The sequence below is a fragment of the Streptomyces sp. SID12501 genome, assembly GCF_010550245.1.
GTDB lineage: Bacteria > Actinomycetota > Actinomycetes > Streptomycetales > Streptomycetaceae > Streptomyces.
This window is the reverse complement of record NZ_JAAGLU010000023.1, coordinates 134,832-159,129: the sequence shown is the minus strand read 5'-3', so window position 1 is coordinate 159,129 and position 24,298 is coordinate 134,832. Positions and strand designations below refer to the sequence as shown.

Below are 24,298 nucleotides of genomic sequence, written 5' to 3'. Positions count from 1 at the left end.
CCGCCCATTCCCCCTCCAAGACGCGGCGCCGGTTCTTCCCGTCCCGGCGTCCGCGGCCGTGGCGCCGGGCTCCTTCTCTGTCAGGCTCGGCGCCACGGCCTTCAGCACGGTTCCTCGCCCCTCGTGGCCCGCTGCGGCAGCCTCACCCGGCCGACAGCCCTAGCCGCACCCCAGGAGGATCTCGCACGTTTCCGAAGGGGACGCCTCCACAGTCGGGTCCGCTGTTGTCGGGTCCGCGGACGGGGACGCCGACGAGGAGGGGGTCGCCGAGGACTCGGCCCTCGTCGGCGTCGGCGCCGTGACGGCCGGCGTCGACTGTGGGTCCGTACTGCTGCTCGGCGAGTCCGAGGACGCCCGCGATGCCGAACTCCTCGGCGTGGACGGTGACTTCGGTGTGTCCGCGGACGCCGGGTCCGGCGCGTCGTCGTCCGCCGAAGCCGAATCGCCGGACACGGGGGACTCCGTGTCGTCGGCCTCCGTCTTCGCCGTGTCGTCCGCCGCCTCGCTGGTCGCCGCCGCGGGGTTCGGGGTCGCCCCCGGGGCGTCCGTGCCCAGTTCGGCGAGGCTCAGTCCGCCCGCCGCGAGCACGAACCCCGCGACGACGAGCAGCGCCCGCTTCCGTCGCCGCCGGTGCGCCGCGGCCTTGCGGTCACGCCTGCTGGCGCCCGCCCGGCCGGTGTCCTCGGCACGCTCAGTGCCCTCGGTGTCCTGAGAGTCCTCGGCGTCCTGGATGCCCTCGGTGTCCTGGGAGTCCTCGACGCGCTCGGCGTCCTGGGCCATGGCCTGCGTACGGCGACGGCCGCGTCCCCGCCCACCGCCACGGCCGCGTCCGCGGTTCCGGGCAGCCGCCCGCCCGAGGCGGGGCGACTCACCGGAACCGTCCTCGTCCGCCTCAGCCCCCGCTTCCGAGCGCACGTCGCTTTCCTCCCCGTACGTACGGGGAGGTGCGTCCGACGCGCCGCACTCCGGGCAGGCAAGTGCCTCGTCGAGGTGCCGTTGGCAGGTGGGGCAGTAGTCCATGACGCGGGAAGACTAGGTTCCGCACAGTGACCATTCCTAGAGGCTCCTGTGAAGGTTCTGTGCAGAACCGCCTTTTCGGGTTTGCCTGATTGAGGTCAAGCCCGATCATTCCGCGCCATCTCCTGACACTGACACACCGCTCCGGCACGAAGGCGCCCCTCCGCGGCTCAGGTTTTCTTACGGGCCGTCATGGCCCGCTGGATCAGGATGAACGCGCAGAGCAGCACGCCCGTCGCGATCTTCGTCCACCAGGAGCTGAGCGTGCCCTCGAACTGGATGATGCTCTTGATGAGGCCCAGGACGAGGACGCCGAACAGGGTGCCCAGGACATAGCCCGAGCCGCCCGTCAGCAGCGTGCCGCCGATGACGACCGCGGCGATCGCGTCGAGTTCCATGCCGGTCGCGTGCAGCGGGTCGCCGGACTGGATGTACAGGGTGAAGAGCAGACCCGCCAGGGCGGAGCAGAAGCCGCTCACCGTGTATACCGCGATCTTGGTGCCGCCCTGCGGGAGGCCCATCAGCATGGCCGAGTGCTCGTTGCCGCCGATGGCGTACACCCGGCGGCCGAAGCGGGTGTAGTGGAGGACGTAGAAGGCGACAGCCAGTACCACCAGCGCGATGATCGCGCCGATCGACAGGAAGCCCACCCCCAGCTGTGCCTGCGCCTGCGCCATGCTGCTCACCGAGGAGTCGTCGATGGCGATCGACTCCTTGCTGATGACCAGGCACAGGCCCCGGAAGAGGAAGAGGCCGGCGAGGGTCACGATGAAGGGCTGGATCTCGAAGTTGTGGATCGCGTAGCCCATCAGGAAGCCGCCGAAGGCTCCCACGCCCAGCGCGATGGGGATGACGACCAGGATGGGCAGGCCCTGCTTCTCCACCAGCCATGCCGTGAGCATGGTCGTGAAGCCCATCACGGAGCCGACGGACAGGTCGATGCCGCCGGAGAGGATCACGAAGGTGGCGCCCACCGCGGCGACCAGCAGGTAGCCGTTGTCGATGAACAGGTTGAGGAAGACCTGCGGTTCGCCGAAACCGTAGTTCTGGTAGCGGCCGAGGCCCACGAGGTACATCACGAGGAAGAGCGTGGCGGTCACCACGACGGGCAGCCGCCGGTCGCCGAGCAGCCGCGCGGCCTTCGACGCCGTGGCCGCACTGGTGCTCGTGGTCGTCTTACGGCTGTTCTGGGCCTGGGGGGGCTGTGCGGTCGTGCTCATCACGACACCTCCATCTTCGGGGCTGCCGCGGTCGTCGGGGCGGTGTCCGCCGGGGTGGCGGCCGGGGTGCCACCGCCCTTCGCGCCGGACCCGGAGCCGAACTTCCCTCCGAACTTCCCGCCGAAGACCTTGGTGCGGAACTTCGGGGACTGCAGCAGGCAGACCACGATGACGACGACGGCCTTGAAGACCAGGTTGGTCTGGGTCGGTACGCCGATGGTGTAGATCGTGGTGGTGAGGGTCTGGATGACGAGGGCGCCCACCACCGTGCCGCCGATGGAGAACCGGCCGCCCAGGAGTGAGGTGCCGCCGATCACCACGGCGAGGATCGCGTCGAGCTCGATCCACAGGCCGGCGTTGTTGCCGTCCGCGGCGGAGGTGTTGGAGCTGATCATCAGGCCCGCGATGCCGGCGCACAGGGCGCAGAACACGTACACCATGATCTTGATGCGCAGGGACCTGATGCCGACCAGGCGGCTGGCCTCGGCGTTGCCGCCGACCGACTCGACGAGCAGGCCGAGGGCGGTGCGGCGGGTCAGGGCCACCGTGACGGCCACGACCGCGGCCACCACGAAGATGGAGAAGGGCAGCGTCAGCCAGTAGCCGCCGCCGATCAGCTTGTACGGCTCGCTGTTGATCGTGATGATCTGGCCGTCGGTGATCAGCTGGGCCACACCTCGGCCCGCGACCATGATGATGAGGGTCGCGATGATCGGCTGGATGCCCATCCGGGCGACCAGGAAGCCGTTCCACAGACCGCACACGACCGCTGCCACCAGGCCGATACCCATGGCCAGGAACACTCCGGCCAGGGAGTTCTGGTCGGCCTGGTCGCTGATGTACGAGCAGGTCAGGGCGCCGGTGATGGCGACGACCGCGCCGACGGAGAGGTCGATGCCGCCGGTCGCGATGACCAGGGTCATGCCGACCGCCACCAGGATGAGCGGCGAACCGAACAGCACGATCGAGACGAGGCTGCCGTAGAGGTGGCCGTCCGCCATCTTGATCGAGAAGAAGTCGGGGGTGAAGGGAACGTTGATCAGCAGCAGGAAGACCAGCACGGCCACCGGCCAGAACAGGTGGTGCTGCGTCAGCGCCCGCCAACGGGGAGTGGTGGTCACTGGTGCTCTCCGCTCGCGATGGTCTCCAGGATCCGGGTGGGGGTGATCTCGGGCCCGTTGGCGATCTGGGCGACCAGTTTGCGGTCGCGCAGCACGCCGATGGTGTGGCTGAGCCGGAGCACCTCCTCCAGTTCGGCCGCGATGTACAGCACGGACATGCCTTCCTCGGAGAGCGAGACCACGAGCTTCTGGATCTCCGCCTTCGCGCCGACGTCGATGCCGCGCGTCGGTTCGTCCAGGATCAGCAGCTTCGGCTGGGTGATGAGCCAGCGGGCGAGCAGCACCTTCTGCTGGTTGCCGCCGCTGAGCCGGCCGACCCGGGCCTCCGGGTTGGCGGGGCGGATGTCCAGCGCCTTGATGTACTTGGCGACGAGTTCGTCGCGCTGGGCGGCCGGGATGGGCCGGGTCCAGCCGCGGGCCGCCTGGAGGGCGAGGATGATGTTCTCCCGCACCGTCAGTTCAGGTACCAGGCCCTCGGTCTTGCGGTTCTCGGAGCAGAACGCGACCCCGGCGCCGATCGCGGCGTTCGGGGCGCTCATCGAGACCGGCTTGCCGTCGATGGTGACCTTGCCGCTGTCGGGCTGGTCGGCGCCGAAGAGCAGCCGGGCGAGTTCGGTGCGGCCGGAGCCGAGCAGGCCGGCCAGGCCCACGACCTCGCCCTTCTTGATCTCCAGGTCGAAGGGGGCGACGCCGCCCGTCCGGCCGAGGCCTTCCGCCGTGAGCAGTGTCTCGCCGACCTCGGCGTGCAGCTGGTGCTCGTGGAGCCCCTCCAGCTGGTCCATGGCCTTGCCGATCATGAGCTGGATCAGTCCGACCTGGTCGAGCTCGCTGACCAGGTGCTCACCGACGAGGGTGCCGTTGCGCAGGACGGTCATGCGGTCGCAGATCTCGTAGATCTGGTCGAGGAAGTGCGAGACGAACAGGATCGCGACGCCCTCGTCCCTCAACTGCCGCATCAGGCGGAACAGTTCGAGGACCTCGTCGCGGTCGAGGCTGGACGTCGGCTCGTCCAGGACGAGCACCTTGGTGCCGGTTCCGGCGCCGTCGCTGTCGCCGGTGCCCACCGCCCTTACGATCGCGACCAGTTGCTGCACGGCCAGCGGGTACGAGGACAGGGGCGCGGTGACGTCGAGGTCGAGGCCGAGCCGGTCGACCAGTTCCGCCGCGTCCTTGCGCATGCGCGTCCACTGGATCTGACCGAAGCGGATGGGTTCACGTCCGATGAAGATGTTCTCCGCCACCGACAGGTTGGGGCAGAGGTTCACCTCCTGGTAGACGGTGCTGATGCCGGCCTGCTGTGCCTGGAACGGGCTGTCGATCCGCACACGCTGACCGTCGAGGGTGATCGTGCCGTCGTCCAGCGGGTAGACACCGGTCAGCACCTTGATGAGGGTGGACTTACCGGCTCCGTTCTCGCCCATCAGGGCGTGTATCTCGCCGGGGAAGAGCCGGAAGTCGACACCCGACAGAGCCCGTACCCCCGGAAACTCCTTGACTATGCCCGTCATTTCCAGGACGGGCCGCGGCTCTGCCATGGCAGCGCTCCTCTGACTCTCTGTTCAGGCCCACGGTTGTTTTGGTCGGGCCCGCGATTTCGTTCAGGCCCGCAGGGAGCCCCCTGGACCGACCTTCCGTACGACGGAGGGTTCGGTCGGCCGGAGGCTCCCTGCCGATGGGTGCGGTCGGTCAGTACTTGCGGGTGGGGAGGGCGGCCTTGGCCTGGTCCTGCATGAAGTCGCTCTCCTTGGTCTTGATCCAGCGCTCGACCGTCTCGCCGTCCTTGACCTTCTTGACGACCTCCATCAGCTGAGGGCCGAGCAGCGGGTTGCACTCGACGATGGCGTTGATCTTGCCCTCGGACATGGCGATGAAGCCGTCCTTCACGCCGTCGATCGTGACGATCAGGATGTCCTTGCCGGGCTTCTTGCCGGCTGCCTCGATCGCCTGGATGGCGCCGATACCCATGTCGTCGTTGTGCGCGAACAGGACGTTGATGTCCGGGTTGGACGTGAGGAAGGCGGCCATGACCTGCTTGCCGCCGGCGCGGGTGAAGTCACCGGTCTGGCTGACGACGATCTTCCAGTCGTCCGCGTGGTCGGCGTCCATGACCTCCTTGAAGCCCTTGGCGCGCTCGATCGCGGGGGCGGCACCGGTGGTGCCCTCCAGCTGGGCGATCTTCACGGCGCCCTTGTGGCCGGCCTTCTCCAGGACCTTCTCGAGGATCTTGCCGGCGCGGCGGCCCTCTTCCGTGAAGTCGGAGCCGACGAGGGTGACGTACAGGGACTCGTCGGAGGTCTCGACGGAGCGGTCGGTGAGGACCACGGGGATCTTCTTGGCCTTGGCCTCCTTCAGCACCGCGTCCCAGCCGGTGACGACCACCGGGGAGAAGGCGATGACGTCCACACCCTGGGTGATGTAGCTGCGGATCGCGGAGATCTGGTTCTCCTGCTTCTGCTGCGCGTCGGAGAACTTCAGGTTGTACCCGGCCTCCTTGGCCGCGGCCTTCACCGAGTCGGTGTTGGCGCTGCGCCAGCCGCTCTCCGAGCCGACCTGCGAGAAGCCGAGGACGATCTTGCCGTCACTGGAGCCGGTGGAGTCGCTCTCGTCCTTCTTGGCGCAGGCCGCCAGGCCCGTCGCAGCCGCCACGCCGACCGCCGCAGTGAGGAAGTTTCGTCTGTTGAGCATGTGTCTTCTCCTTTGAAGAGCCGGCCCGGTGATGGGCCCGCTGTCACTCGTGGTGCTCGTTGGTACTCGTTGGTACTCGTGGGGCTTGTTGATGCTGGTGGTGCCGGTGGTTCTTTTTGGTTCTCGTGGGGCTCGGTGCGACAGGTCGGGAAACGTCCTACCTGTCGATCACTGTTCGAGATATCGGCCACGCTGGTGGGGCGGGGACGATCGTCGAACCGGTCGGTGCCCCCTCAGCCGGGAGCGGTCGCCGACTGAGGGGCGTAGGGGAAAGTGCTGGCGCGGACGAGGAGTTGGGGTTCGATGGCGACCTGGGGCGTCCCGGAGGGGGTACGGCCCTCGATGAGATCCAGCAGCAGGGCGATGCTCTGCTTGCCGACCGCCGAGAAGTCCTGCCGGACGGTGGTGAGCGGCGGAGCGAAGAACTCCGACTCCGGGATGTCGTCGAAGCCGACCACCGCGACGTCCTGGGGAATGCGCACGCCCGCCTCACGCAGCGCCCACAACACCCCCAGTGCCATCTGGTCGTTGGCGACGAAGACGGCGGTCAGACCCCGGCCCACCCAGCCGGCCAGTTCCTGGCCCGCACGATAACCCGAGAGCGGACTCCAGTCGCCCCGCAGCGGCGACGGCGGTTCCACGCCGGCCTCTTCCAGGGTCATCCGCCAGCCGTCGGCCCGGTCCACCGCCTCCTGCCAGTTCTCGGGCCCGGCGAGATGCCAGACCGTGCGGTGGCCCGTGGCGAGCAGATGACGGGTGGCCAGCCGCGCGCCCAGCCGCTGATCCACGTTGACGCTGGGGATCTCCACGCCGGAGCCGGTGCCCACCGCCACCACCGGGAAGGGATGGCGGAGTTCGGTGAGGGCCTCGACCGCCGACCGCTGCGGGGCGAGGGCGATCACTCCCTCCACCCCGCCCTCGCTGAGCCGGTGCATGGCCTCGGACAGCGTTTCGACCGTCAGTTCGCGCAGGCTGACCGTCGAGACGAGATACCCCTCGGCACGTGCCGCCTCCTCCAGCGCGAACAGCGTGCTGGCCGGCCCGTACAGCGTGGTGTTGGAGGCGACCACACCCAGGGTCAGGGTGCGCCTGGTCGCCAGCGCCCGTGCGGAGGAGTTTCGGCGGTAGCCCATCTCCTCGATGGCCTGCAGCACCCTGGCCCGTGTCTCGTCCCGCACGTTGGGGTGGTCGCCCAGTACGCGGGACACGGTCTGGTGGGACACGCCGGCCTGGCGTGCCACGTCGGCCATGGTGGGCGGCCGGAGCTGCGACTGGATCGGCGAGTGTGTCACGGCTGCACCTCCCTGGCGTCTGTCTGCGGATAAGTCCTGTGGTGCGGGCGGTCGTCTTCGCGCCGCCGGCCTCACTCGGGGCTTCCGGAAAGCCCCGAGGCGCCGGGCGGGCTAGCAGGTTGGGGCACTGCCGACATGACGCTCGTACCTCCCTCGATGCCGTTGGGCGACGATTGGTGAATGCGGAGGTCATTGTGAGCGCTAACAATCGGCGGCGGTCAAGAGGGCTGCGTCAGGGAGGTCGTCACGGTTGGATAACGCGACAGTCGGCGGGCAGCAGGGGGGTCGGTGCGGCAATGTGGGAACGGACGGCGGCAGTCCAAAACGCGGCAACGGTTGTTTGTTCGACCCATTGACACTCTGCCCGAAGCATCCTTACTGTCGCGACAGCATTTCGAACAAGTGACGAAATCTCGAACAGGCCAAGAGGACTTAGGGAGTACCGTGCGCATCACGGGAATCAGCACGCACGTGGTCGGGACGCCGTGGCGGAACCTGACCTACGTCCAGGTGCACACCGACGAGGGACTCACCGGCGTCGGCGAGACCCGCATGCTGGGCCACACCGACGCCCTGCTCGGTTATCTGCACGAGGCCCAGACCAATCACATTCTCGGCTCCGACCCGTTCGCAGTCGAGGACCTCGTCAAGCGGATGAAGTACGGCGACTACGGCCGGGCCGGCGAGATCGTGATGTCCGGCATCGCGGTGATCGAGATGGCGTGCTGGGACATCAAGGGCAAGGCCCTCGGCGTGCCGGTGTGGCAGCTGCTCGGCGGCAAGGTGACCGACAAGGTCAAGGCGTACGCCAACGGCTGGTACACCACCGAGCGCACTCCGGAGGCGTACCACAAGGCGGCGAAGGGAGTCGTCGAGCGCGGTTACAAGGCGCTCAAGATCGACCCCTTCGGGACCGGCCACTTCGAGCTGGACCACGAGCAGAGCCTGTACGCGGTCTCCCTGATCGAGGCCGTGCGGGACGCCATCGGGCCGGACACCGAGCTGATGCTGGAGATGCACGGCCGCTTCTCCCCCGCCACCGCCATCCGCCTCGCCAAGGACCTGGCGCCCTTCAAGCCCGCGTGGCTGGAGGAGCCCTGCCCGCCGGAGAACCTGAAGGCGCTGGAGAAGGTCGCCGCCAAGGTCGACATCCCGGTGGCCACGGGTGAGCGGATCCACGACCGGATCGAGTTCCGGGAGCTCTTCGAGAGCCAGGCCGTGGACATCATCCAGCCCGACGTCGGTCACATCGGCGGCATCTGGGAGACCCGCAAGCTGGCCGCGACCGCCGAGACCCACTACGTGCTGGTCGCGCCGCACAACGTGGGCGGACCGGTACTGACCGCGGCCTCCCTCCAGGTCGGGTTCACCTCCCCGAACTTCAAGATCCTCGAGCACTTCAACGACTTCGCGGACGCGGAGATCAAGAAGATCGTCTCGGGCGCCCCGGAGGTCGTGGACGGCTACTTCCACCTCTCCGACAAGCCCGGCCTCGGTGTCGAGCTGGACGTGGACGCGGCGGCGGAGTTCCCGCAGCAGCAGGCCCGCTTCGACCTGTGGGCCGAGGGCTGGGAGCAGCGCAAGCCCAAGGGGACCGAGTGAGCAGCGCGGTAGTGATCGAGGCTCCGGGTGAGCACCGTCTGGTGTCGCACGAGCCTCGTCAGCCGGAGGCGGGCGAGGCCCTCGTCCGGGTGCACGCCGTCGGCATCTGCGGCAGCGACCGCGAGGTCTACCAGGGCAACAGGCCGGAGGGGTACGTCCGTTACCCCCTCACGCCGGGTCACGAGTGGTCCGGCACGGTGACCGCGGTCGGGGCCGGAGTGCCGTCAACTCTTGTGGGCAGCAAGGTGGTTGGCGAGGGCTTCCGCAACTGCCAGGTGTGCGACCGCTGTCACGCGGGAGAGACAACGTTGTGCTCGGCGGGGTACGAGGAGACCGGGTTCACCGAGCCCGGCGCGATGGCCACCACGCTGACGCTGCCCGCCCGGCTGCTGCACGTTCTGCCCGAGGACGCGGATCTCACGGCGGCGGCGCTGCTGGAGCCGGCCGCGTGCATCGCCGCCGCCGCGCTCAAGGCGAACGCCGTTCCAGGCGAGCGGGTCGCCGTCGTGGGCACCGGGACGCTCGGGATGTTCGCCATTCAGTTCCTGAAGGCGGGCTCGCCGTCCGAGCTGCTCGTCGTGGGGACGCGACCGGACCGCGCCGAGCTGTCGAAGAAGTTCGGCGCCACCGACTTCCGCACCAAGGACCAGGAGCTCCCCGGCGACTTCGACGTCGTCATCGAGACCGCCGGGTCCGCGGACGCGGCGGTCACCGCCGCCGCCCTGCTGCGGCGCGGCGGGCGGCTGGTCCTTACGGGGATCCCGGCGGCGGGCGCGGACGGGCTGGACCCGACGGATCTCGTCGTACGGCAGCTGGAGGTGCACACCGTGTTCGGTGCGGCGCCGGATGCCTGGGCGCACACGGTACGGGTCTTCGGGGCCGGGCTCCTCGACCCGCTGCCGCTCGTCACGCACGAGCTGCCGCTGGAGGAGTTTCCGCAGGCCATCGAGTTGGTGGGATCCGGCGATCCGAAGGTCGGAAAGGTCCTGCTGCGGCCATGACACACCCCTGAGCCGTACGCCGGTACGGGGTACCTGACGACTCCGTACCGGCGTACATCCAAAGCCTTGTGCACCCAGAGCCGCGAACCTTGTCCGAAATACCGAACCTGCCGGACCTCGCGAACCCGCCGAACCGCCGGACCTGCCGGGCCTGCCGATCCTGAAGGACAGATTGTGACCGACACCACCGCCTCCGCAGCCCGCCGCCCCGGAGAGCAGGCGCTCGCCGCGCTCGGCCTGGGCGCGCCCGCCCTCGACCCCGCCGACGCCTCTCCGCACACCTTCCCCGGTGGGGGACGCTGGCGTACCGAGGTTCCCTCCGTCGAGGGGCCCGAGGCGCTCGGCGTGGTCCTCAAGGAGGCCTCGCGGCTCGATGTGCCGATCCACCGGGTCAGCCAGGGCAGCGGTGTCTGGATGCTCACCGACGCCGAGATCACCGAGATGGTGGAGACGACGGCCGAGCGCGACATCGAGCTCTGCCTGTTCACCGGTCCGCGCGGCACCTGGGACATCGGCGGCTCCACCCGTACCGACTCCAAGGGCGGCGGCCTGCGCGCCCGCGGTCACGACGCGGTCGCCGGGTGTGTCGAGGACGCCGTACGCGCGACCGAGCTGGGCGTGCAGTGCCTGCTCGTCGCCGACGAGGGCGTGCTGTGGGCCCTGCACCGGGCGCGGCTGGCCGGCATCATCCCGGCCGGGACGACGCTCAAGGTGTCGGCGCTGATCGGGCCGGTGAACCCGGCCGCGTACGCCGTGTACGAGAACCTCGGCGGTGACTCGATCAACGTGCCGAGCGATCTGACGCTCGATCACCTCACGGAGATCCGGCGGGTGTCGGCCGCTCCGATGGACATGTACATCGAGGCCCCCGACGACCTCGGCGGCTACATCCGGATGTACGAGGTCGCCGAGCTGATCCGGCGCGGGGCACCGCTCTACCTGAAGTTCGGCCTGTCGAAGGCACCCGGGATCTACCCCTACGGCAACCACATGCGCGATCTGGCGCTGAACACGGCCAAGGAGAGGGTACGTCGCGGCCGGCTCGCGCTGGACCTGCTCGCGCGGCACGGGGCCGACGGCGACATGGCCCCGCTCGGCTCGCGACTGCCCGGCGATCTCAAGCGGTTCGAAACGCCTGCATAACGTTACGGACAACGCCCCTTCACAAAACACGACGCAGTCGAACAGACTCCGACACGAATCTCTCTCGGGTTCCTTACGCACCGCCGACAGGGCGCCCGAACCGCCAGACCGCTCCTGGCCTCACGACATCAAGGATGATGATCATGCGTACTCGCAGAGCCGTACTCTCCGCCATAGCCAGCTCGGCTGCCCTCGCCCTCTCCCTCTCCGCCTGCGGGCAGAGCGGTGAGGGTGGCAGCGACGCGAGCGGGGACAGTGCCAAGGGCGGCACCATCGGCATCGCGATGCCCACCAAGTCCTCGGAGCGTTGGATCGCCGACGGCGCCAACGTCGTCAAGGACCTGAAGTCGAAGGGCTACAAGACCACCCTGGTCTACGGCGAGGACGACCCCGACCAGCAGGTGTCGCAGATCGAGAACCTGATCACGCAGGGTGTGAAGGCGCTGATCATCGCGGCCATCGACAACAAGTCGCTGAACAACGTGCTGCAGCAGGCCGCCGACGCCAAGATCCCGGTCATCTCCTACGACCGTCTGATCCTCGGCACGAAGAACGTCGACTACTACGCGTCCTTCGACAACGAGAAGGTCGGCGCGCTCCAGGGCAACTACATCCTGGAGAAGCTCGGCCTCGCGGACGGCTCGAAGAAGGGCCCGTTCAACATCGAGCTGTTCGCCGGCTCGAACGACGACAACAACACGAAGTACTTCTTCGGCGGCGCGATGAAGGTCCTGCAGCCGTACATCGACAAGAAGCAGCTCGTCGTCAGGTCCGGCCAGACCGCGCTGACCCAGGTCACCACGCTCCGCTGGGACGGCGGCACCGCGCAGAAGCGCATGGACGACATCCTGACCGCGGCCTACAAGACCGAGCGGGTCGACGCGGTGCTCTCGCCGTACGACGGTATCTCCATCGGCATCCTGTCCTCGCTGAAGTCGGACGACTACGGCTCCAAGGACAAGCCGCTGCCGGTCGTCACCGGCCAGGACGCCGAGGTCGCCTCGGTGAAGTCGATCATCGCCGACGAGCAGTCGATGACCGTCTACAAGGACACCCGCGAACTCGCCAAGGTGGCCTCGAACATGGTCGACGCGGCGCTCACCGGCGAGACCCCGGAGACCAACGACACCAAGACGTACGACAACGGTTCGAAGGTCGTTCCCGCGTACCTGCTGGTCCCGGTGAGCGTCGACAAGACGAACTACCAGAAGGTCGTCGTCGACTCCGGTTACATCAAGGCCGGCGACCTCAAGTAACACCCGCACACCATAGATTGGCAGGCACGACCATGGCGGGACCCGTCCTGGAAATGCGCTCGATCGTCAAGACCTTTCCCGGCGTGAAAGCGCTGTCGGACGTCACACTGACCGTCCGTCAGGGCGAGGTCCATGCCATCTGCGGGGAGAACGGCGCCGGCAAGTCGACCTTGATGAAGGTCCTCTCCGGCGTCCACCCGCACGGAACCTACGAGGGGGACATCCTCTTCGAGGGGGAGGTCGTGTCCTTCAAGGACATCAGGGCCAGCGAGCACCGCGGCATCGTGATCATCCATCAGGAACTGGCCCTGGTGCCCTACATGTCCATCGCGGAGAACATCTTCCTCGGCAACGAACACGCCTCGCGCGGGTTCATCAGCTGGAACGAGACGCTGCGGCACGCCACCGAGCTGCTGCGGCGGGTCGGGCTGGACGAGAACCCGCAGACGCGGGTCGCCGACATCGGCGTGGGCAAGCAGCAGCTCGTCGAGATCGCCAAGGCGCTCTCGAAGAAGGTGAAGCTGCTCATCCTGGACGAGCCGACGGCCGCACTGAACGACGAGGACAGCGGCAAACTCCTGGAGCTCATCCTGGAGTTGAAGAACCAGGGCATCACCTCGATCATCATTTCGCACAAGCTGAACGAGATCGAGACGGTCGCTGACTCGGTGACCATCCTGCGCGACGGCCAGACCATCGAGACGCTCGATGTGAAGGCCGAGGAGACCACCGAGGACCGGATCATCAACGGCATGGTGGGCCGCGACCTCGAACACCGCTTCCCGGAGCGGACCCCGCACCAGCCGGAAGAGGGCGCCTCGCCCGCCCTGGAGATCCGCAACTGGACCGTTCACCACCCGATCGACCAGCAGCGCAAGGTGGTCGACGATGTGTCGATCAACGTGCGGCGCGGGGAGATCGTCGGTATCGCGGGCCTCATGGGCGCCGGGCGCACCGAACTCGCGATGAGCGTCTTCGGGCGCACCTACGGCCGGTACACGGGCGGGGTGGTCCTCAAGGACGGCAAGGAGATCCGTACGAAGTCCGTCTCCGAGGCGGTCAAGCACGGCATCGCCTATGTCACCGAGGACCGCAAGCACTACGGCCTCAACCTCATCGACACCATCAACCGCAATATCTCGCTCAGTGCCCTGAACAAGGTCACCAAGCACGGTGTGGTCGACGAGCACGAGGAGCGGAAGGTCTCCGAGGGCTTCCGCAAGTCCATGAACATCAAGGCCCCGACCGTTTTCGAGCCGGTCGGCAAGCTGTCGGGCGGCAACCAGCAGAAGGTCGTCCTCAGCAAGTGGATCTTCGCGGGGCCGGAGGTACTGATCCTGGACGAGCCGACCCGCGGGATCGACGTGGGTGCCAAGTTCGAGATCTACACGGTCATCGACAAGCTGGCGGCCGAGGGCAAGGCGGTTGTCTTCATCTCCTCCGAGCTGCCGGAACTGCTCGGAATGTGCGACCGCATCTACACGATGGCCGCGGGACGGCTGACGGGTGAGTTCTCGCGGGCGGAGGCCTCGCAGGAATCGCTGATGCGTCAGATGACGAAGGACAAAGAGGTAACGCGATGAGCACCGATGTGACCGCCAAGACGCCGGCCCCCGCGCCGCCGGGGAAGAGCGGCTCGCCGGGCGGCGACGGTCTGCTGCAACTGCTGCTGGACGGTATGCGCCGCAACATGCGGCAGTACGGCATGCTGATCGCCCTCGGTGTGATCGTGGCGCTGTTCGCCGTGTGGACCAACGGCGACCTGATCCTGCCGCGCAACGTCTCCAACCTGGTGCTGCAGAACAGCTACATCCTGATCCTCGCGATCGGCATGATGCTGGTCATCATCGCGGGCCATATCGACCTGTCCGTGGGCTCGTTGACCGCGTTCATCGGCTCGGTCGCCGCTGTGCTGATGGTCAGGAACGACGTCCCCTGGCCGCTCGCCGTGCTGCTGTGCCTGGCCATGGGCGCGCTCGCGGGAGCCGCGCAGGGGTTCTTCATCGCGTATCTCGGCATCCCGTCGTTCATCGTGACGCTGGCGGGCATGCTGGTCTTCCGCGGCCTGACCGAGATCTTCCTCGAGGGGCAGACGCTCGGCCCGTTCCCGGAGGGCCTGCAGAAGGTCGCCAACGGCTTCCTGCCCGAGGTCGGCCCGGACACCAATTACCACAACCTGACGCTGCTGCTGGGCTTCGGTCTGCTCGCGTTCGTGGTGTTCCAGGAGGTCCGGGACCGCAAGCGGCAGCAGGAGTTCTCGCTGGACATCCTGCCCAGGAACCTCTTCCTGCTGAAGCTGGTCGCGCTGGCCGCCGCCGTCCTCACGGTGACGATGCTGCTCGCCAGCTACAAGGGTGCCCCGGTGGTCCTGCTGATCCTCGGCGCGCTGGTCGCCGGCTTCGGCTACGTGATGCGCAACGTTGTCTTCGGCCGCCACGTCTACGCCATCGGCGGCAACCTCCCGGCGGCCAAGCTGTCGGGCGTGAAGGACAAGAAGGTCACCTTCCTGGTCTTCGTGAACATGGGCATGCTCGCCGCGCTGGCGGGTCTGGTCTTCGCGGCCCGCTTCAACGCGGCCTCGCCGAAGGCGGGCCTGAACTTCGAACTGGAGGCGATCGCCGCCTCGTTCATCGGCGGCGCGTCGATGAGCGGCGGTGTGGGCACCGTCCTCGGCGCGATCATCGGTGGTCTGGTCCTGGGCGTGCTGAACAACGGTATGAACCTCGTCGGCATCGGCACCGACTGGCAGCAGGTCATCAAGGGCCTGGTACTGCTGGCGGCGGTCGGGTTCGACGTGTGGAACAAGCGCAAGGTCGGTTCGTAGGCACGTAGTTCGTCATCACGTCATGTCGTGGGTCCCGCGGGCAACCGGTCAACCGGTCCGCGGGGCCCTTCGGCTTTCGCAGTTGTCATGAGAGGCGGAGTCATGGAAGGCAGGAACCCCGTGAAGGAACTCTTCGGCAAGCTCGCCGACGGTACGGAGATCCACCGCTGGTCGCTGGAGAACGGCGGCACCCGTCTGAAGGTCCTGTCGTACGGCGGGATCGTGCAGTCCCTGGAGATCCCGGACGGCGAGGGCAGGTACGCCAACGTCTCCCTCGGCTTCGACACCATCGAGGACTACGTCGCCTCAAGCCCCTACTTCGGCGCCCTGATCGGCCGGTACGGCAACCGCATCGGCAAGGGCCGGTTCACGCTGGAGGGCACGTCGTACCAGCTGTCCGTCAACGACGGCGGGAACAGCCTGCACGGCGGCAGCGAGGGCTTCGACAAGGCCGTCTGGGACGTCGAGCCTTTCACGCAGGGCCAGGACGTCGGTCTGCGCCTCCAACACACCAGCGCCGACGGCGAGATGGGCTTCCCCGGCACGCTGAGCACGAAGGTCACCTACACCCTCACCGAGCACGGCGACTGGCGCATCGACTACGAGGCGACCACCGACAAGGTCACCGTCGTCAACCTCACCAGTCACGTCTACTGGAACCTGGCCGGCGAGAGCGGCGGCTCGGTCGACGGCCACGAGCTGGAGATGGCCGCCGCCCGCTACACCCCCGTCGACTCCGGCCTCATCCCCGCCGGTGAGCCGGCCGAGGTCGCGGGCACCCCCTTCGACTTCCGGGCGGCCAAGACGGTCGGTGCGGACCTCCGGGTCGCCCACCAACAGCTGCTGTACGCCAAGGGGTTCGACCACAACTGGGTGCTCGACAAGGGCGTCACGGCGGAGCCCGAGCACGTCGCCACCCTCAGGGACCCGGCGTCCGGCCGCACGCTGCGGATCGCGACCACCGAGCCCGGCCTCCAGTTCTACTCGGGCAACTTCCTCGACGGCACCCTCGTCGGCACCGGCGGCGCGATCCACCGCCAGGGCGACGCGCTGTGCCTGGAGACCCAGCACCACCCGGACTCACCCAACCAGCCGGACTTCCCGTCCACGGTGCTGCACCCCGGCCGGACCTATCGCACGACGACGATCCACTCGTTCGGCGCGTGACCGCTGTTACCGAGGGTTACATTCGCGACCGGTTTCACAGGAGCTTCACAATTTTCTATCGAAACCACAGCCGTTGAACAGCGCCCCACAGCCATCCGTATTCAGGGACGGCCCGTACTCCCCCGCGCGGGCCACCCAGAGCCGGAGGACCCGTCCTCCCCAACGGGTCCGCCACATACGGAGGTTCCATGGCCGACAACGTCACCTCGCTCTTTCGCAGCACGGCGGCGCACAGCCCCTCGATGGCTGCGCTCGCGCGAGAGAGCGACGGGACCGGCCCGGTCGACTTCTGCATCCCGTGCAACCCCTACTTCCCCACCCCCGCCATGATGGACACCATGTCGGCGCGGCTGCGTGACATCATCACGTTCTACCCGAGCAGCGCCGACACGATCACCGCCGAGCTGTGCAATCTGCTCCAACTGCCGCCGCAGGCAGTGGCGATGGGTAACGGCTCGACCGAACTGATCACGTGGATCGACCACTTGCTGGTCCGCGAGTCCCTCGCCGTACCCGTCCCCACCTTCGGCCGCTGGACCGACCAGCCCATGGAGACCGGCAAGCGGGTCGACATGTTCCCGCTCCAGGAGTCCAGCGGCTTCAACCTCGACCTCGCCCAGTACGCCGAGTTCATCCGCGCGCGTGGCACCCGCGTCGCCGTCATCTGCAACCCCAACAACCCCGACGGCGGCTTCCTGCACAAGCACGCGCTCGTGCAGTTCATGGACGCGATGGCCGACCTCGACCTGATCATCATCGACGAGTCGTTCCTGGAGTTCGCCGACGCGGAGGCCGAACCGAGCGTCGTGCAGGAGGCGATGATCCGCCCCAACGTCATCGTCCTGCGCAGCCTCGGCAAGAACTTCGGTCTGCACGGCATCCGCTTCGGCTACATGGTCGCCAACCCGTCGCTCGCGGGCCGCGTCCGCTCGATGCTGCCGAAGTGGAACCTCAACGCCTTCGCCGAGTACGTGGTGTTCATGCTCAAGGAGCACGGCCAGGAGTACATGCAGAGCCTCCACCAGGTGCGCCGTGACCGCCTCGACATGGCCAGCCAGCTCTCCTCCCTGCCCGGTCTGACGGTCTACCCGTCGCAGGGAAACTTCCTCTTCGTGCGCCTCCCCGTCGGCGCCGAGGGCACCGTGGTCCGGGACCGGATGCTCACCGAGCATCGCATCCTGATCCGTGAGTGCGGCAACAAGATCGGCTCGTCCAGTCGCTTCGTGCGTCTCGTGGTGCGCCCCCAGGTGGACGTACGTCGCCTGGTGTCCGGCCTGGAGCAGGTGCTCTACGGGACCAGAAGGGGAGCCGCCGTACCGGAGCTGGCCGCAGCGGCCAACTACAGCTCGGGCATGGCGGCGGTGGACCGGCTGGTCAGTGCCACCAACGGGGGCGGTATGCCGGGCCTTGCCGCTCAGGCCCTCGGTACCGGTATGCCGGGGCTGGCAGCAGCCGCGGCAGCCGGTACCGGCATGCCGACGCCCATGCAGGCTCCCATGCCGATGCAGATGCCCGCCGCCATGCAGCAGATGCCGGCGGCGATGGCCGCGCAGAGCTACGGCGGCGCGGGGCAGAGCTACGGCGGCGGCGGGCAGAGCTACGGCGGCGCGAGCATGCAGATGCAGCAGCAGCAACCGCAGCAGGTCCCGCAGCCCCAGATGCAGCAGCCCCAGATGCAGATGCAGCAGCCGCCGATCCCTCAGCAGCCGCAGCCCCAGCAGATGGTTCCGCAGCAGCCCACCCCCTCCGGCGTCCCGGCCCGCAACGGCCTCACGGCCGCCCAGGTCCGCGGCACCACCGGCCCGGGCCTGGCCCCTGCCCCGGCGACGGGCTGGCCCGCCGCACAGAGCTGGCCGAACCCGGCGGGCATGGGCCAGACGGGCTGAAGCGGCCCTTCCGCCTCCGGCGTCGCCTGATCGGTCAGTCTCGCGACGCTGATGTATCGCTGATGTGCCGTCACCCGGGCTCGGGTGACGGCACGTTGGCGTTTGCCGGTAAACGGCGTCGCCGCCACTGCGTACCGTGCTGGTGCACGGCATGATGGGTCTCAGGCCGAGACGGGGGTACGGGCATGTCGGGGTCTGAGCGTCGGGGTCCATCGCGCGGTGAGCTGAACCGACGGCGTCTGCAGGCCCAGTTCGTGGGGCGGCGGGCGCAACTGTCGCTGTTCACCGAGAACTTGGGGAAGGATCCTCAGTCGGAGACAGATCCGGCGGAGTACCTGTTCCACGTGCGTGGGGTGGGTGGCATCGGTAAGTCCACGCTGCTGCGACAGTGGCAGGAGACGGCCCGGTCGGCGGGCGCGGTGACGGCAGTGGTGGACGAGAACGACGCCCACGGCGTGCAGCAGACGTTGACGGAGCTTGCCCGACAGCTGGCCGAACAGACGGGCCCGCTCAAGGAGTTCGACCGCGCGGCCGAGCAGTATCGCCGGGAGCAGGAGGAGACGACCGCCGATCCGGTCCCGGCGGACGGCGAGGCCTCGCTGTCCAGCCGGGTGGTGACGCAGGCCGTGCTCGGGGCGACCGCGACGCTGGTCCCGGGGGCCGGTGCGGTGGCCGCGATGGCCAACCCGGACGCCGCGGCCCAGGGATTGGACCGGCTGCGGGCGGGTACCCGCAGCCGCCGGGGGCGTGGGGGCGACGTGACGGAGGTGAACCGGGCGTTCGTCTCCGAGTTGCGCCGGCTGTGTGACCGGCACAGGTGGGTGGTGTTGTTCTTCGACACCTGGGAGGAGACCGACCGCTATCTGGACGGATGGCTGCGGGATCTGCTGAACGAGGTGTTCGGGCCGTTGCCGGTCAACCTCATGGTCGTACTGGCCGGACGGGACCCGCTTGCCGAGCGGGAGTGGGCGCTGCTGCGGCCGCTGGTGGTGGACGTACCGCTGGAGGTGTTCACCGAGGCTGAGACCCGCGCGCTGCTGGCCTCGCGAGGTGTGACGGAACCCGACGTGGTGGAGGCGGTGCTCCAGTTGTCGATGGGGCTGCCGCTGCTCGTGGGACTCCTGGCCCTGGCCCGTCCTGTGGCCGCCGAGGACGTCGACGCCGATGGGGACGTGGTGGACACGGCCGTCAAACGCTTTGTGCAGTGGATCAAGGACGAACAGCAGCAGGAGACGGTGCTGGCGTGCGCGCTGGCTCCGCAGCTGAACGAGGACATCTTCGCCGCCGCCGCTCCGCCGGAAGCAGAAGGGCTGTGGGGATGGCTGTGCGAGCAGCCGTTCGTCAGCGGGCGCGGCGACTTCAAGTCGTATCACGCCGTGGTGCGCGCGAGCATGGTGCGCCGACAGCGTCTCCACTCCCCTCAGGGCTGGACCACCGCACACGACGGCCTCGCCGAGGCACACGCCACCTGGCGGACCGAGGCCGAGCAGGGGATTCCCGAGGAGAAGCGGTGGGACGATCCGCGCTGGCGCCGACATCGCCTGGCCGAGACCTACCACCGGCTGTGCGCCCGGCCCGCGGCCCAGCTGACGGCAGCGCTGGAACAGGCCGTCCATGCCGCCGCGCAGGACACGTCGATCCTGCGTCAATGGACCGACAGCTTGGGCCAGGCAGCCCGGGACACCGCCGATCCCGCTCTGCGCACCTGGGCCGACCGTCTTCAGCAGGCGGTCACCGGCGACCAGCCGGCGCTCGCCGCACTCACGGCTCTGCTGGCCCACGGCCGGCTGAATAAGACGGCACGAGCCTGGGCACAAACGTACCTCGGACGGGAGCTGTATCTGGCGGACCGCGACGAGGAGTCGATCACGGAACTGAGCCGTGCCATCGCCATGGATCCGCGCAACACCCGGGCTCTGGCGTACCGCGGTGACACCCATCGTTGGCTCGGCCATCTCGACCAAGCCCTCGCCGACTTCACAGCGGCGCTCGTCCTAGATCCGGCAGACGTCCGGGCCCTCGGTGGTCGCGGCCGAACCCACACACTGGCAGGCCGATTCGACGAGGCCGTCACCGACCTCACCGCCGCAATCGACCTCGACCCCAGCCTCGACTGGACCTTGGCCCACCGCGGCGAAGCCCACCGACTGGCGGGCCGGTACGACGAGGCCGTCACCGACTTCACCGCCGCAATCACCCTCAACCCCGCATACTCCTGGGCTCTCGGTTCCCGCGGACAGGCCCACCGCTCCTCGGGCCGGTACGACGAAGCCATCACCGACCTCACCGCCGCAATCACCCTCAACCCCGCATACTCCTGGGCCCTGGCCCAACGCGGCGGCGCCCATCAACAGGCGGGCCGGTACGACGAAGGCGTCACCGACCTCACCGCCGCAATCACCCTCAACTCCACAGATCCCTGGACCCTCGCCCAACGCGGCGAAGCCCACCGACTGGCGGGCCGGTACGACGAGGCCGTCACCGACTTCACCGCCGCAATCACCCTCGACCCCGCATATTCCTGGGCTCTCGGTTCCCGCGGACAGGCCCACCGCTCCTCGGGCCGGTACGACGAAGCCATCACCGACCTCACCGCCGCAATCACCCTCGACCCCAGCCTCGACTGGGCCCTGGCCCACCGCGGCGAAGCCCACCGACTGGCGGGCCGGTACGACGAAGCCATCACCGACCTCACCGCCGCAATCACCCTCAACCCCGCAGATCCCTGGACCCTCGCCCAACGCGGCGAAGCCCACCGACAGACCGACCGACACGACGAAGCCGTCGCCGACTTCACCGCGGCACTCGATCTCAGCCCCACGTACACCTGGGCCCTGTCCCAACGTGGTGTCTCTCATCGAGAAGCCGGGCGGCACTCGCAGGCGCGGGAGGATCTTGAGCAGGCCGTGGCGTCCGAGCCCGACGAACTCAGCTTTCTCTTCGAGAAGCTGATGCTGGACACGTTGGCGACAGGGCTTGCCTCGGGTGCGGAGCAGTGGGCCGAACTGTTCGCCGTACTGGCCGAGAGAGCGCAGGGTACCGAGGCCGAAATCAGGCTCGCCGAAGTGTTCCGCATGCTGCTCCTGGAACCGGAAGGCGACCTGTCTGCGGCGACGGACGCCTTCCTGGCGGTAGGCCCGGACCCCGACACCGTCACAGACCTCCTCCACTACCTGGAGGAACTCTGCACGACGAACGGCGCCCTGGCGGATCGCGCGCTCCGGTGCCGCCAACTTGTCCGAGGACACCGGGAGATCAGTGATCCTGCTCCAGGTGGAGTTTGAGCAGGTCGACGCCGTAGTCGCCCCCGTTGGGGGTCCTGATGATGGTGTGGATGTGCTGCTGCGTGGGCGTGCCGCCGGGCCCGCCCATGCCGCCACCACCGCCGCCGCCGCCGCTTGAGGACGATGACTTGTTGCCGTACCCCAGCGGCGACTGGGCGTCGTACTCGATGAGTACGACGGGGCTGTGCACGCGGTAGTAGAAGGCGGAGGAATCCTTCGTCTCACCGATCCAGTAGAAGTACGTGTCGTCGAGATGGTCCTCCACCTCGGACATCCGCACCTCGGCGTGCGCGTCGGCCATGTTGCCGACGTAGACGCGCACCAGGTCGAGCAGCTTGTCCCGCGCGGTGTCGCTGAACTCGGCGGCGGCCAGGCCCTGGTAGGCGAGCTTGAGGTTGTCCTGTCCGGCGCCGGCCTTGAGGTTGTCGCCGGCCTTGGTCTCCGAGGAGACGACCTTCTTGCGCTGGGCGTCGGTCAGGGCTCGCAGCGCGGTCAGACCGGCGGTGGTCTCCTTCTTGAAGGTGGTGATCTTCTCGCCGTTGTAGGTGGCCGAGGTCGGCTCCGAGCCCATGAAGGTCGGGGTCATGACGACCTGGTCGCCGAGGACGAAGTAGTTGATGGCGACGTGATGCCCCTCGTACTGGAAGCCCCAGGGCTTGCTGGTGGAGGGGGTCCCCATGAAGGTGAAGAAGTAGGCGCCCTCGGTGAGGGTCTCCCGGCCGCCGCCGCTGTAGTCGCCGAGGAACGCGTTGAGCTTCATGATGTTGCGGGTCTGGGTGAGCCCGTCGGCGGACAGCGCGGTGCCGAGGAGCGCGTACCCGAGGTTGCGCTGCTTTTCCGTGATGTCGCCCATCCGGACGCCCGCACGCGAGTACCCGTCCACATTGCTCCAGGCCAGCCACTCGTCGTCGTCCACGTCGAACACGCAGGACTTCCGCTGGGCGCTGGAGAGCTCGTCGAGGAAGGCCTGCGCGGCCTTGACGATCGCGTCCGTGGAGACGTCGGTGGAGTGGATGGAGTAGAGCCCGTCGACGGTCTTCCCGTCGGTGGTGACCCCGGTGAAGTCGGCGTACTTGACCTCGCTGGCCCCGGGTCCCGTCCCTCCGCCACCCCCGGGAGCACCTCCACCTGGCCCACCGGAGGGCATACCGCTCGGGGGCCCGCCGTACGAGGAGGACGAGGACGACGACGTACCCGCCGAGTCGGAGGATCCGGAGGAGCAGCCGGTCATGGTCGCCAGGGCGGCGACTCCGCCGGTGAGCAACGCGTTGTTCATGAACCAGCGGCGACTGCGCTCGGTTTGGGGGGTGCGGGGGCGGTGTTCAGACATGAAGCCACGGTGCGGCGCGAAGCTGAGGGAAACCTGAAGACGGACCTGGACAACCCGCATCAGCACCTGGCTCCACGTCTTTGTCGGCTACCTCGCCTGCGACGAGGACACCTTCACCTTCACCCGCGCCCTGCAAACCGGTGTTCTCGATTCGGGATTCGGCACGACACAGCACACACTCGGCTAACCAGAATTACCCCCCGTTTCAGATTCCGACAGCAACAGCCACTGCCGCACACACCAAGGCACCCCCCATGGAGAAGTCTGCAATCCATGCGGTAGTGAATTTTTGTCCAAATTCACCCGGATCTCTGCTCCCACTATCCCTCTTCCGGTGATCTTCAATTTGCTTCACGGCTCGTTCCGTAGAGCCAACGAACCGATCGATCAGCGAGCCACCGAACCCCACGGACAGGACCTTCTCCCCGCCGCGAGTCCAGATGACCAGAGTGCCATCGCCACCCAAACTTACCCTGGAAATCTCTTTACACGGCACAGAATATGTCATCAGCGGATTAATCACCGTCACAATGGGTCCGTCGAGGACAACGCGCGAACCCATAATGCGACGAGTCATCACGATGACTACGAAACACATAGCAATACCCAAGATAGGGCCACCCTCAAGAACCGGCCCCAGGTCAACGACAATCACTGCCGCCATCACCCCAAAAGAAAATGTAACGAATTCCGAAATAACCCTGTAAGACCTTCTCCGCAGGGTCTTCACCGAATGACCATCCGCCACGCCCAACCACCCTTCTTGATTCTTGGTGCAACACTACGAAGCGGATGGCTGGACACCACCCGCCCGGATCGAGTCGGGGGCGCCGTCTCCACCGACAGCACTCGCCACAAAGCCCCGAATTTGCAGCCGAAGCAGATCAACATCTCAGGGTTCTACACCTCCTCCACCTTTCTGCCGCCTCACCAACGACCACCACCCCGGTACATCCACCTCGGCCCGTACTGTCTTACCCGGTGGCTCCCGGTCCAGCACCTCCCACCGGTCCGCCACCGCGTCGACGATGACCAGCCCGTGCCCGGACTCCGCCAGGGGCAACGGAGTGCGTACGTCCCTCGGTCCCGGCGGGCGCGAGCCGCTGCGGCTGTCCGTGACCTCGACGCGCACGCTGCCCGTGACGAGCGTGAGCCGCAGCTCGAAGTCCCGCCCGGGGACGCGTCCATGGGTCACGGCGTTCGCCGCCAGCTCGGCGACGATCACGGCGACGGCCTCGGAGACATCGGAGCCGTACGGGATGCCCCAGGCGTCCAGTTGCCCCACAGCGAGATGCCGGGCGAGACGGGCACCTCGCGCGGTGGGACTCAGACGCTGGGTGAACATACGTACGGTAACCGGGTATTGGGGGGCCTGGGATGCGCTCATGCGCCCAATGTGGCGGACGGGAGGGCCACTTCACCAGGTCGGAGCCGTGTACGCCGGGGCAGCGTACGCGGTTACGGGCTGGA

Annotated in this window: 18 protein-coding genes; 9 read left to right on the top strand and 9 right to left on the bottom strand. The window is 67.8% G+C overall.

Annotated features, from left to right (window positions below; all coding sequences use genetic code 11):
- Positions 1–159: 159 nt before the first annotated feature.
- From G3I71_RS26960 to G3I71_RS26935, 6 genes are all read right to left on the bottom strand, one after another.
- Complete coding sequence (locus G3I71_RS26960; protein WP_164318189.1) at positions 160–915, bottom strand: hypothetical protein; 756 nt, start codon at positions 913–915, stop codon at positions 160–162.
- A 272-nt stretch (positions 916–1,187) separates the two neighbouring features.
- Positions 1,188–2,237: a galactofuranose ABC transporter, permease protein YjfF gene (gene yjfF / locus G3I71_RS26955; RefSeq protein WP_164318187.1), complete on the bottom strand. Its 1,050-nt coding sequence runs from the start codon at positions 2,235–2,237 to the stop codon at positions 1,188–1,190.
- On the bottom strand, positions 2,237–3,358 hold the full coding sequence (locus G3I71_RS26950) for an ABC transporter permease (RefSeq protein ID WP_164318170.1): 1,122 nt from the start codon (positions 3,356–3,358) through the stop codon (positions 2,237–2,239). Before G3I71_RS26950 ends, yjfF begins: the two co-directional genes overlap by 1 nt.
- The gene (locus G3I71_RS26945; protein ID WP_164318168.1) at positions 3,355–4,893 is read right to left on the bottom strand and encodes a sugar ABC transporter ATP-binding protein; all 1,539 of its coding nucleotides are present in this window, start codon (positions 4,891–4,893) and stop codon (positions 3,355–3,357) included. Before G3I71_RS26945 ends, G3I71_RS26950 begins: the two co-directional genes overlap by 4 nt.
- A gap of 151 nt (positions 4,894–5,044) precedes the next feature.
- Entirely contained in the window at positions 5,045–6,043 is a 999-nt protein-coding gene (locus G3I71_RS26940) for an ABC transporter substrate-binding protein (RefSeq protein ID WP_164318166.1), read from the bottom strand.
- A gap of 233 nt (positions 6,044–6,276) precedes the next feature.
- Complete coding sequence (locus G3I71_RS26935) at positions 6,277–7,293, bottom strand: LacI family DNA-binding transcriptional regulator (RefSeq protein ID WP_164318251.1); 1,017 nt, start codon at positions 7,291–7,293, stop codon at positions 6,277–6,279.
- A 486-nt stretch (positions 7,294–7,779) separates the two neighbouring features.
- Between G3I71_RS26935 and G3I71_RS26930 the strand changes: the two genes are divergently transcribed.
- From G3I71_RS26930 to G3I71_RS26890, 9 genes are all read left to right on the top strand, one after another.
- Positions 7,780–8,937 (top strand): mandelate racemase/muconate lactonizing enzyme family protein, encoded by a 1,158-nt coding sequence (locus tag G3I71_RS26930; protein ID WP_164318165.1) that lies wholly within the window; start codon positions 7,780–7,782, stop codon positions 8,935–8,937.
- Positions 8,934–9,938, top strand: coding sequence for an alcohol dehydrogenase catalytic domain-containing protein (locus G3I71_RS26925; protein WP_164318163.1), 1,005 nt, complete (start codon positions 8,934–8,936; stop codon positions 9,936–9,938). The genes G3I71_RS26930 and G3I71_RS26925 overlap by 4 nt, the downstream gene beginning before the upstream one ends.
- A 174-nt stretch (positions 9,939–10,112) precedes the next feature.
- Positions 10,113–11,081, top strand: coding sequence for a hypothetical protein (locus G3I71_RS26920; RefSeq protein ID WP_164318161.1), 969 nt, complete (start codon positions 10,113–10,115; stop codon positions 11,079–11,081).
- A gap of 143 nt (positions 11,082–11,224) precedes the next feature.
- Entirely contained in the window at positions 11,225–12,337 is a 1,113-nt protein-coding gene (chvE, locus tag G3I71_RS26915) for a multiple monosaccharide ABC transporter substrate-binding protein (protein WP_369335574.1), read from the top strand.
- Between the two features lie 32 nt (positions 12,338–12,369).
- Positions 12,370–13,920 (top strand): multiple monosaccharide ABC transporter ATP-binding protein, encoded by a 1,551-nt coding sequence (gene mmsA / locus G3I71_RS26910; protein ID WP_164318156.1) that lies wholly within the window; start codon positions 12,370–12,372, stop codon positions 13,918–13,920.
- A complete protein-coding gene (mmsB, locus tag G3I71_RS26905) occupies positions 13,917–15,161 on the top strand; it encodes a multiple monosaccharide ABC transporter permease (RefSeq protein ID WP_164318154.1) in 1,245 nt (414 codons plus the stop codon). The genes mmsA and mmsB overlap by 4 nt, the downstream gene beginning before the upstream one ends.
- Before the next feature lie 102 nt (positions 15,162–15,263).
- Entirely contained in the window at positions 15,264–16,328 is a 1,065-nt protein-coding gene (locus G3I71_RS26900) for an aldose epimerase family protein (protein WP_239149372.1), read from the top strand.
- A 188-nt stretch (positions 16,329–16,516) separates the two neighbouring features.
- Positions 16,517–18,214 carry a histidinol-phosphate transaminase gene (locus G3I71_RS26895; protein WP_164318150.1) on the top strand — a complete coding sequence of 566 codons (1,698 nt, stop codon included), beginning with the start codon at positions 16,517–16,519 and terminating at the stop codon, positions 18,212–18,214.
- 185 nt (positions 18,215–18,399) lie between these two features.
- Complete coding sequence (locus G3I71_RS26890) at positions 18,400–21,498, top strand: ATP-binding protein (protein WP_164318148.1); 3,099 nt, start codon at positions 18,400–18,402, stop codon at positions 21,496–21,498.
- On the opposite strand, the gene G3I71_RS26885 is transcribed toward G3I71_RS26890, so the two are convergent.
- From G3I71_RS26885 to G3I71_RS26875, 3 genes are all read right to left on the bottom strand, one after another.
- A complete protein-coding gene (locus tag G3I71_RS26885) occupies positions 21,470–22,828 on the bottom strand; it encodes a DUF3500 domain-containing protein (protein WP_239149370.1) in 1,359 nt (452 codons plus the stop codon). The two genes, G3I71_RS26890 and G3I71_RS26885, sit on opposite strands and share 29 nt — an antisense overlap.
- 205 nt (positions 22,829–23,033) lie before the next feature.
- Positions 23,034–23,558, bottom strand: a complete 525-nt coding sequence (locus G3I71_RS26880) for a hypothetical protein (RefSeq protein ID WP_164318146.1) — start codon at positions 23,556–23,558, stop codon at positions 23,034–23,036.
- A 162-nt stretch (positions 23,559–23,720) separates the two neighbouring features.
- Positions 23,721–24,215, bottom strand: coding sequence for an ATP-binding protein (locus tag G3I71_RS26875; protein WP_164318144.1), 495 nt, complete (start codon positions 24,213–24,215; stop codon positions 23,721–23,723).
- Between the last annotated feature and the right edge of the window lie 83 nt (positions 24,216–24,298).

Excerpts from the sequence above, each read along its gene's own strand:
- yjfF (WP_164318187.1), bottom strand. The coding sequence starts at position 2,237 with ATGAGCACGACCGCACAGCCCCCCCAGGCCCAGAACAGCCGTAAGACG.
- G3I71_RS26945 (WP_164318168.1), bottom strand. The coding sequence starts at position 4,893 with ATGGCAGAGCCGCGGCCCGTCCTGGAAATGACGGGCATAGTCAAGGAG.
- G3I71_RS26940 (WP_164318166.1), bottom strand. The coding sequence starts at position 6,043 with ATGCTCAACAGACGAAACTTCCTCACTGCGGCGGTCGGCGTGGCGGCT.
- G3I71_RS26935 (WP_164318251.1), bottom strand. The coding sequence starts at position 7,293 with ATGGCCGACGTGGCACGCCAGGCCGGCGTGTCCCACCAGACCGTGTCC.
- chvE (WP_369335574.1), top strand. The coding sequence starts at position 11,225 with ATGCGTACTCGCAGAGCCGTACTCTCCGCCATAGCCAGCTCGGCTGCC.
- mmsA (WP_164318156.1), top strand. The coding sequence starts at position 12,370 with ATGGCGGGACCCGTCCTGGAAATGCGCTCGATCGTCAAGACCTTTCCC.
- mmsB (WP_164318154.1), top strand. The coding sequence starts at position 13,917 with ATGAGCACCGATGTGACCGCCAAGACGCCGGCCCCCGCGCCGCCGGGG.
- G3I71_RS26900 (WP_239149372.1), top strand. The coding sequence starts at position 15,264 with ATGGAAGGCAGGAACCCCGTGAAGGAACTCTTCGGCAAGCTCGCCGAC.
- G3I71_RS26895 (WP_164318150.1), top strand. The coding sequence starts at position 16,517 with ATGGCCGACAACGTCACCTCGCTCTTTCGCAGCACGGCGGCGCACAGC.
- G3I71_RS26890 (WP_164318148.1), top strand. The coding sequence starts at position 18,400 with ATGTCGGGGTCTGAGCGTCGGGGTCCATCGCGCGGTGAGCTGAACCGA.
- G3I71_RS26885 (WP_239149370.1), bottom strand. The coding sequence starts at position 22,828 with ATGTCTGAACACCGCCCCCGCACCCCCCAAACCGAGCGCAGTCGCCGC.
- G3I71_RS26875 (WP_164318144.1), bottom strand. The coding sequence starts at position 24,215 with ATGAGCGCATCCCAGGCCCCCCAATACCCGGTTACCGTACGTATGTTC.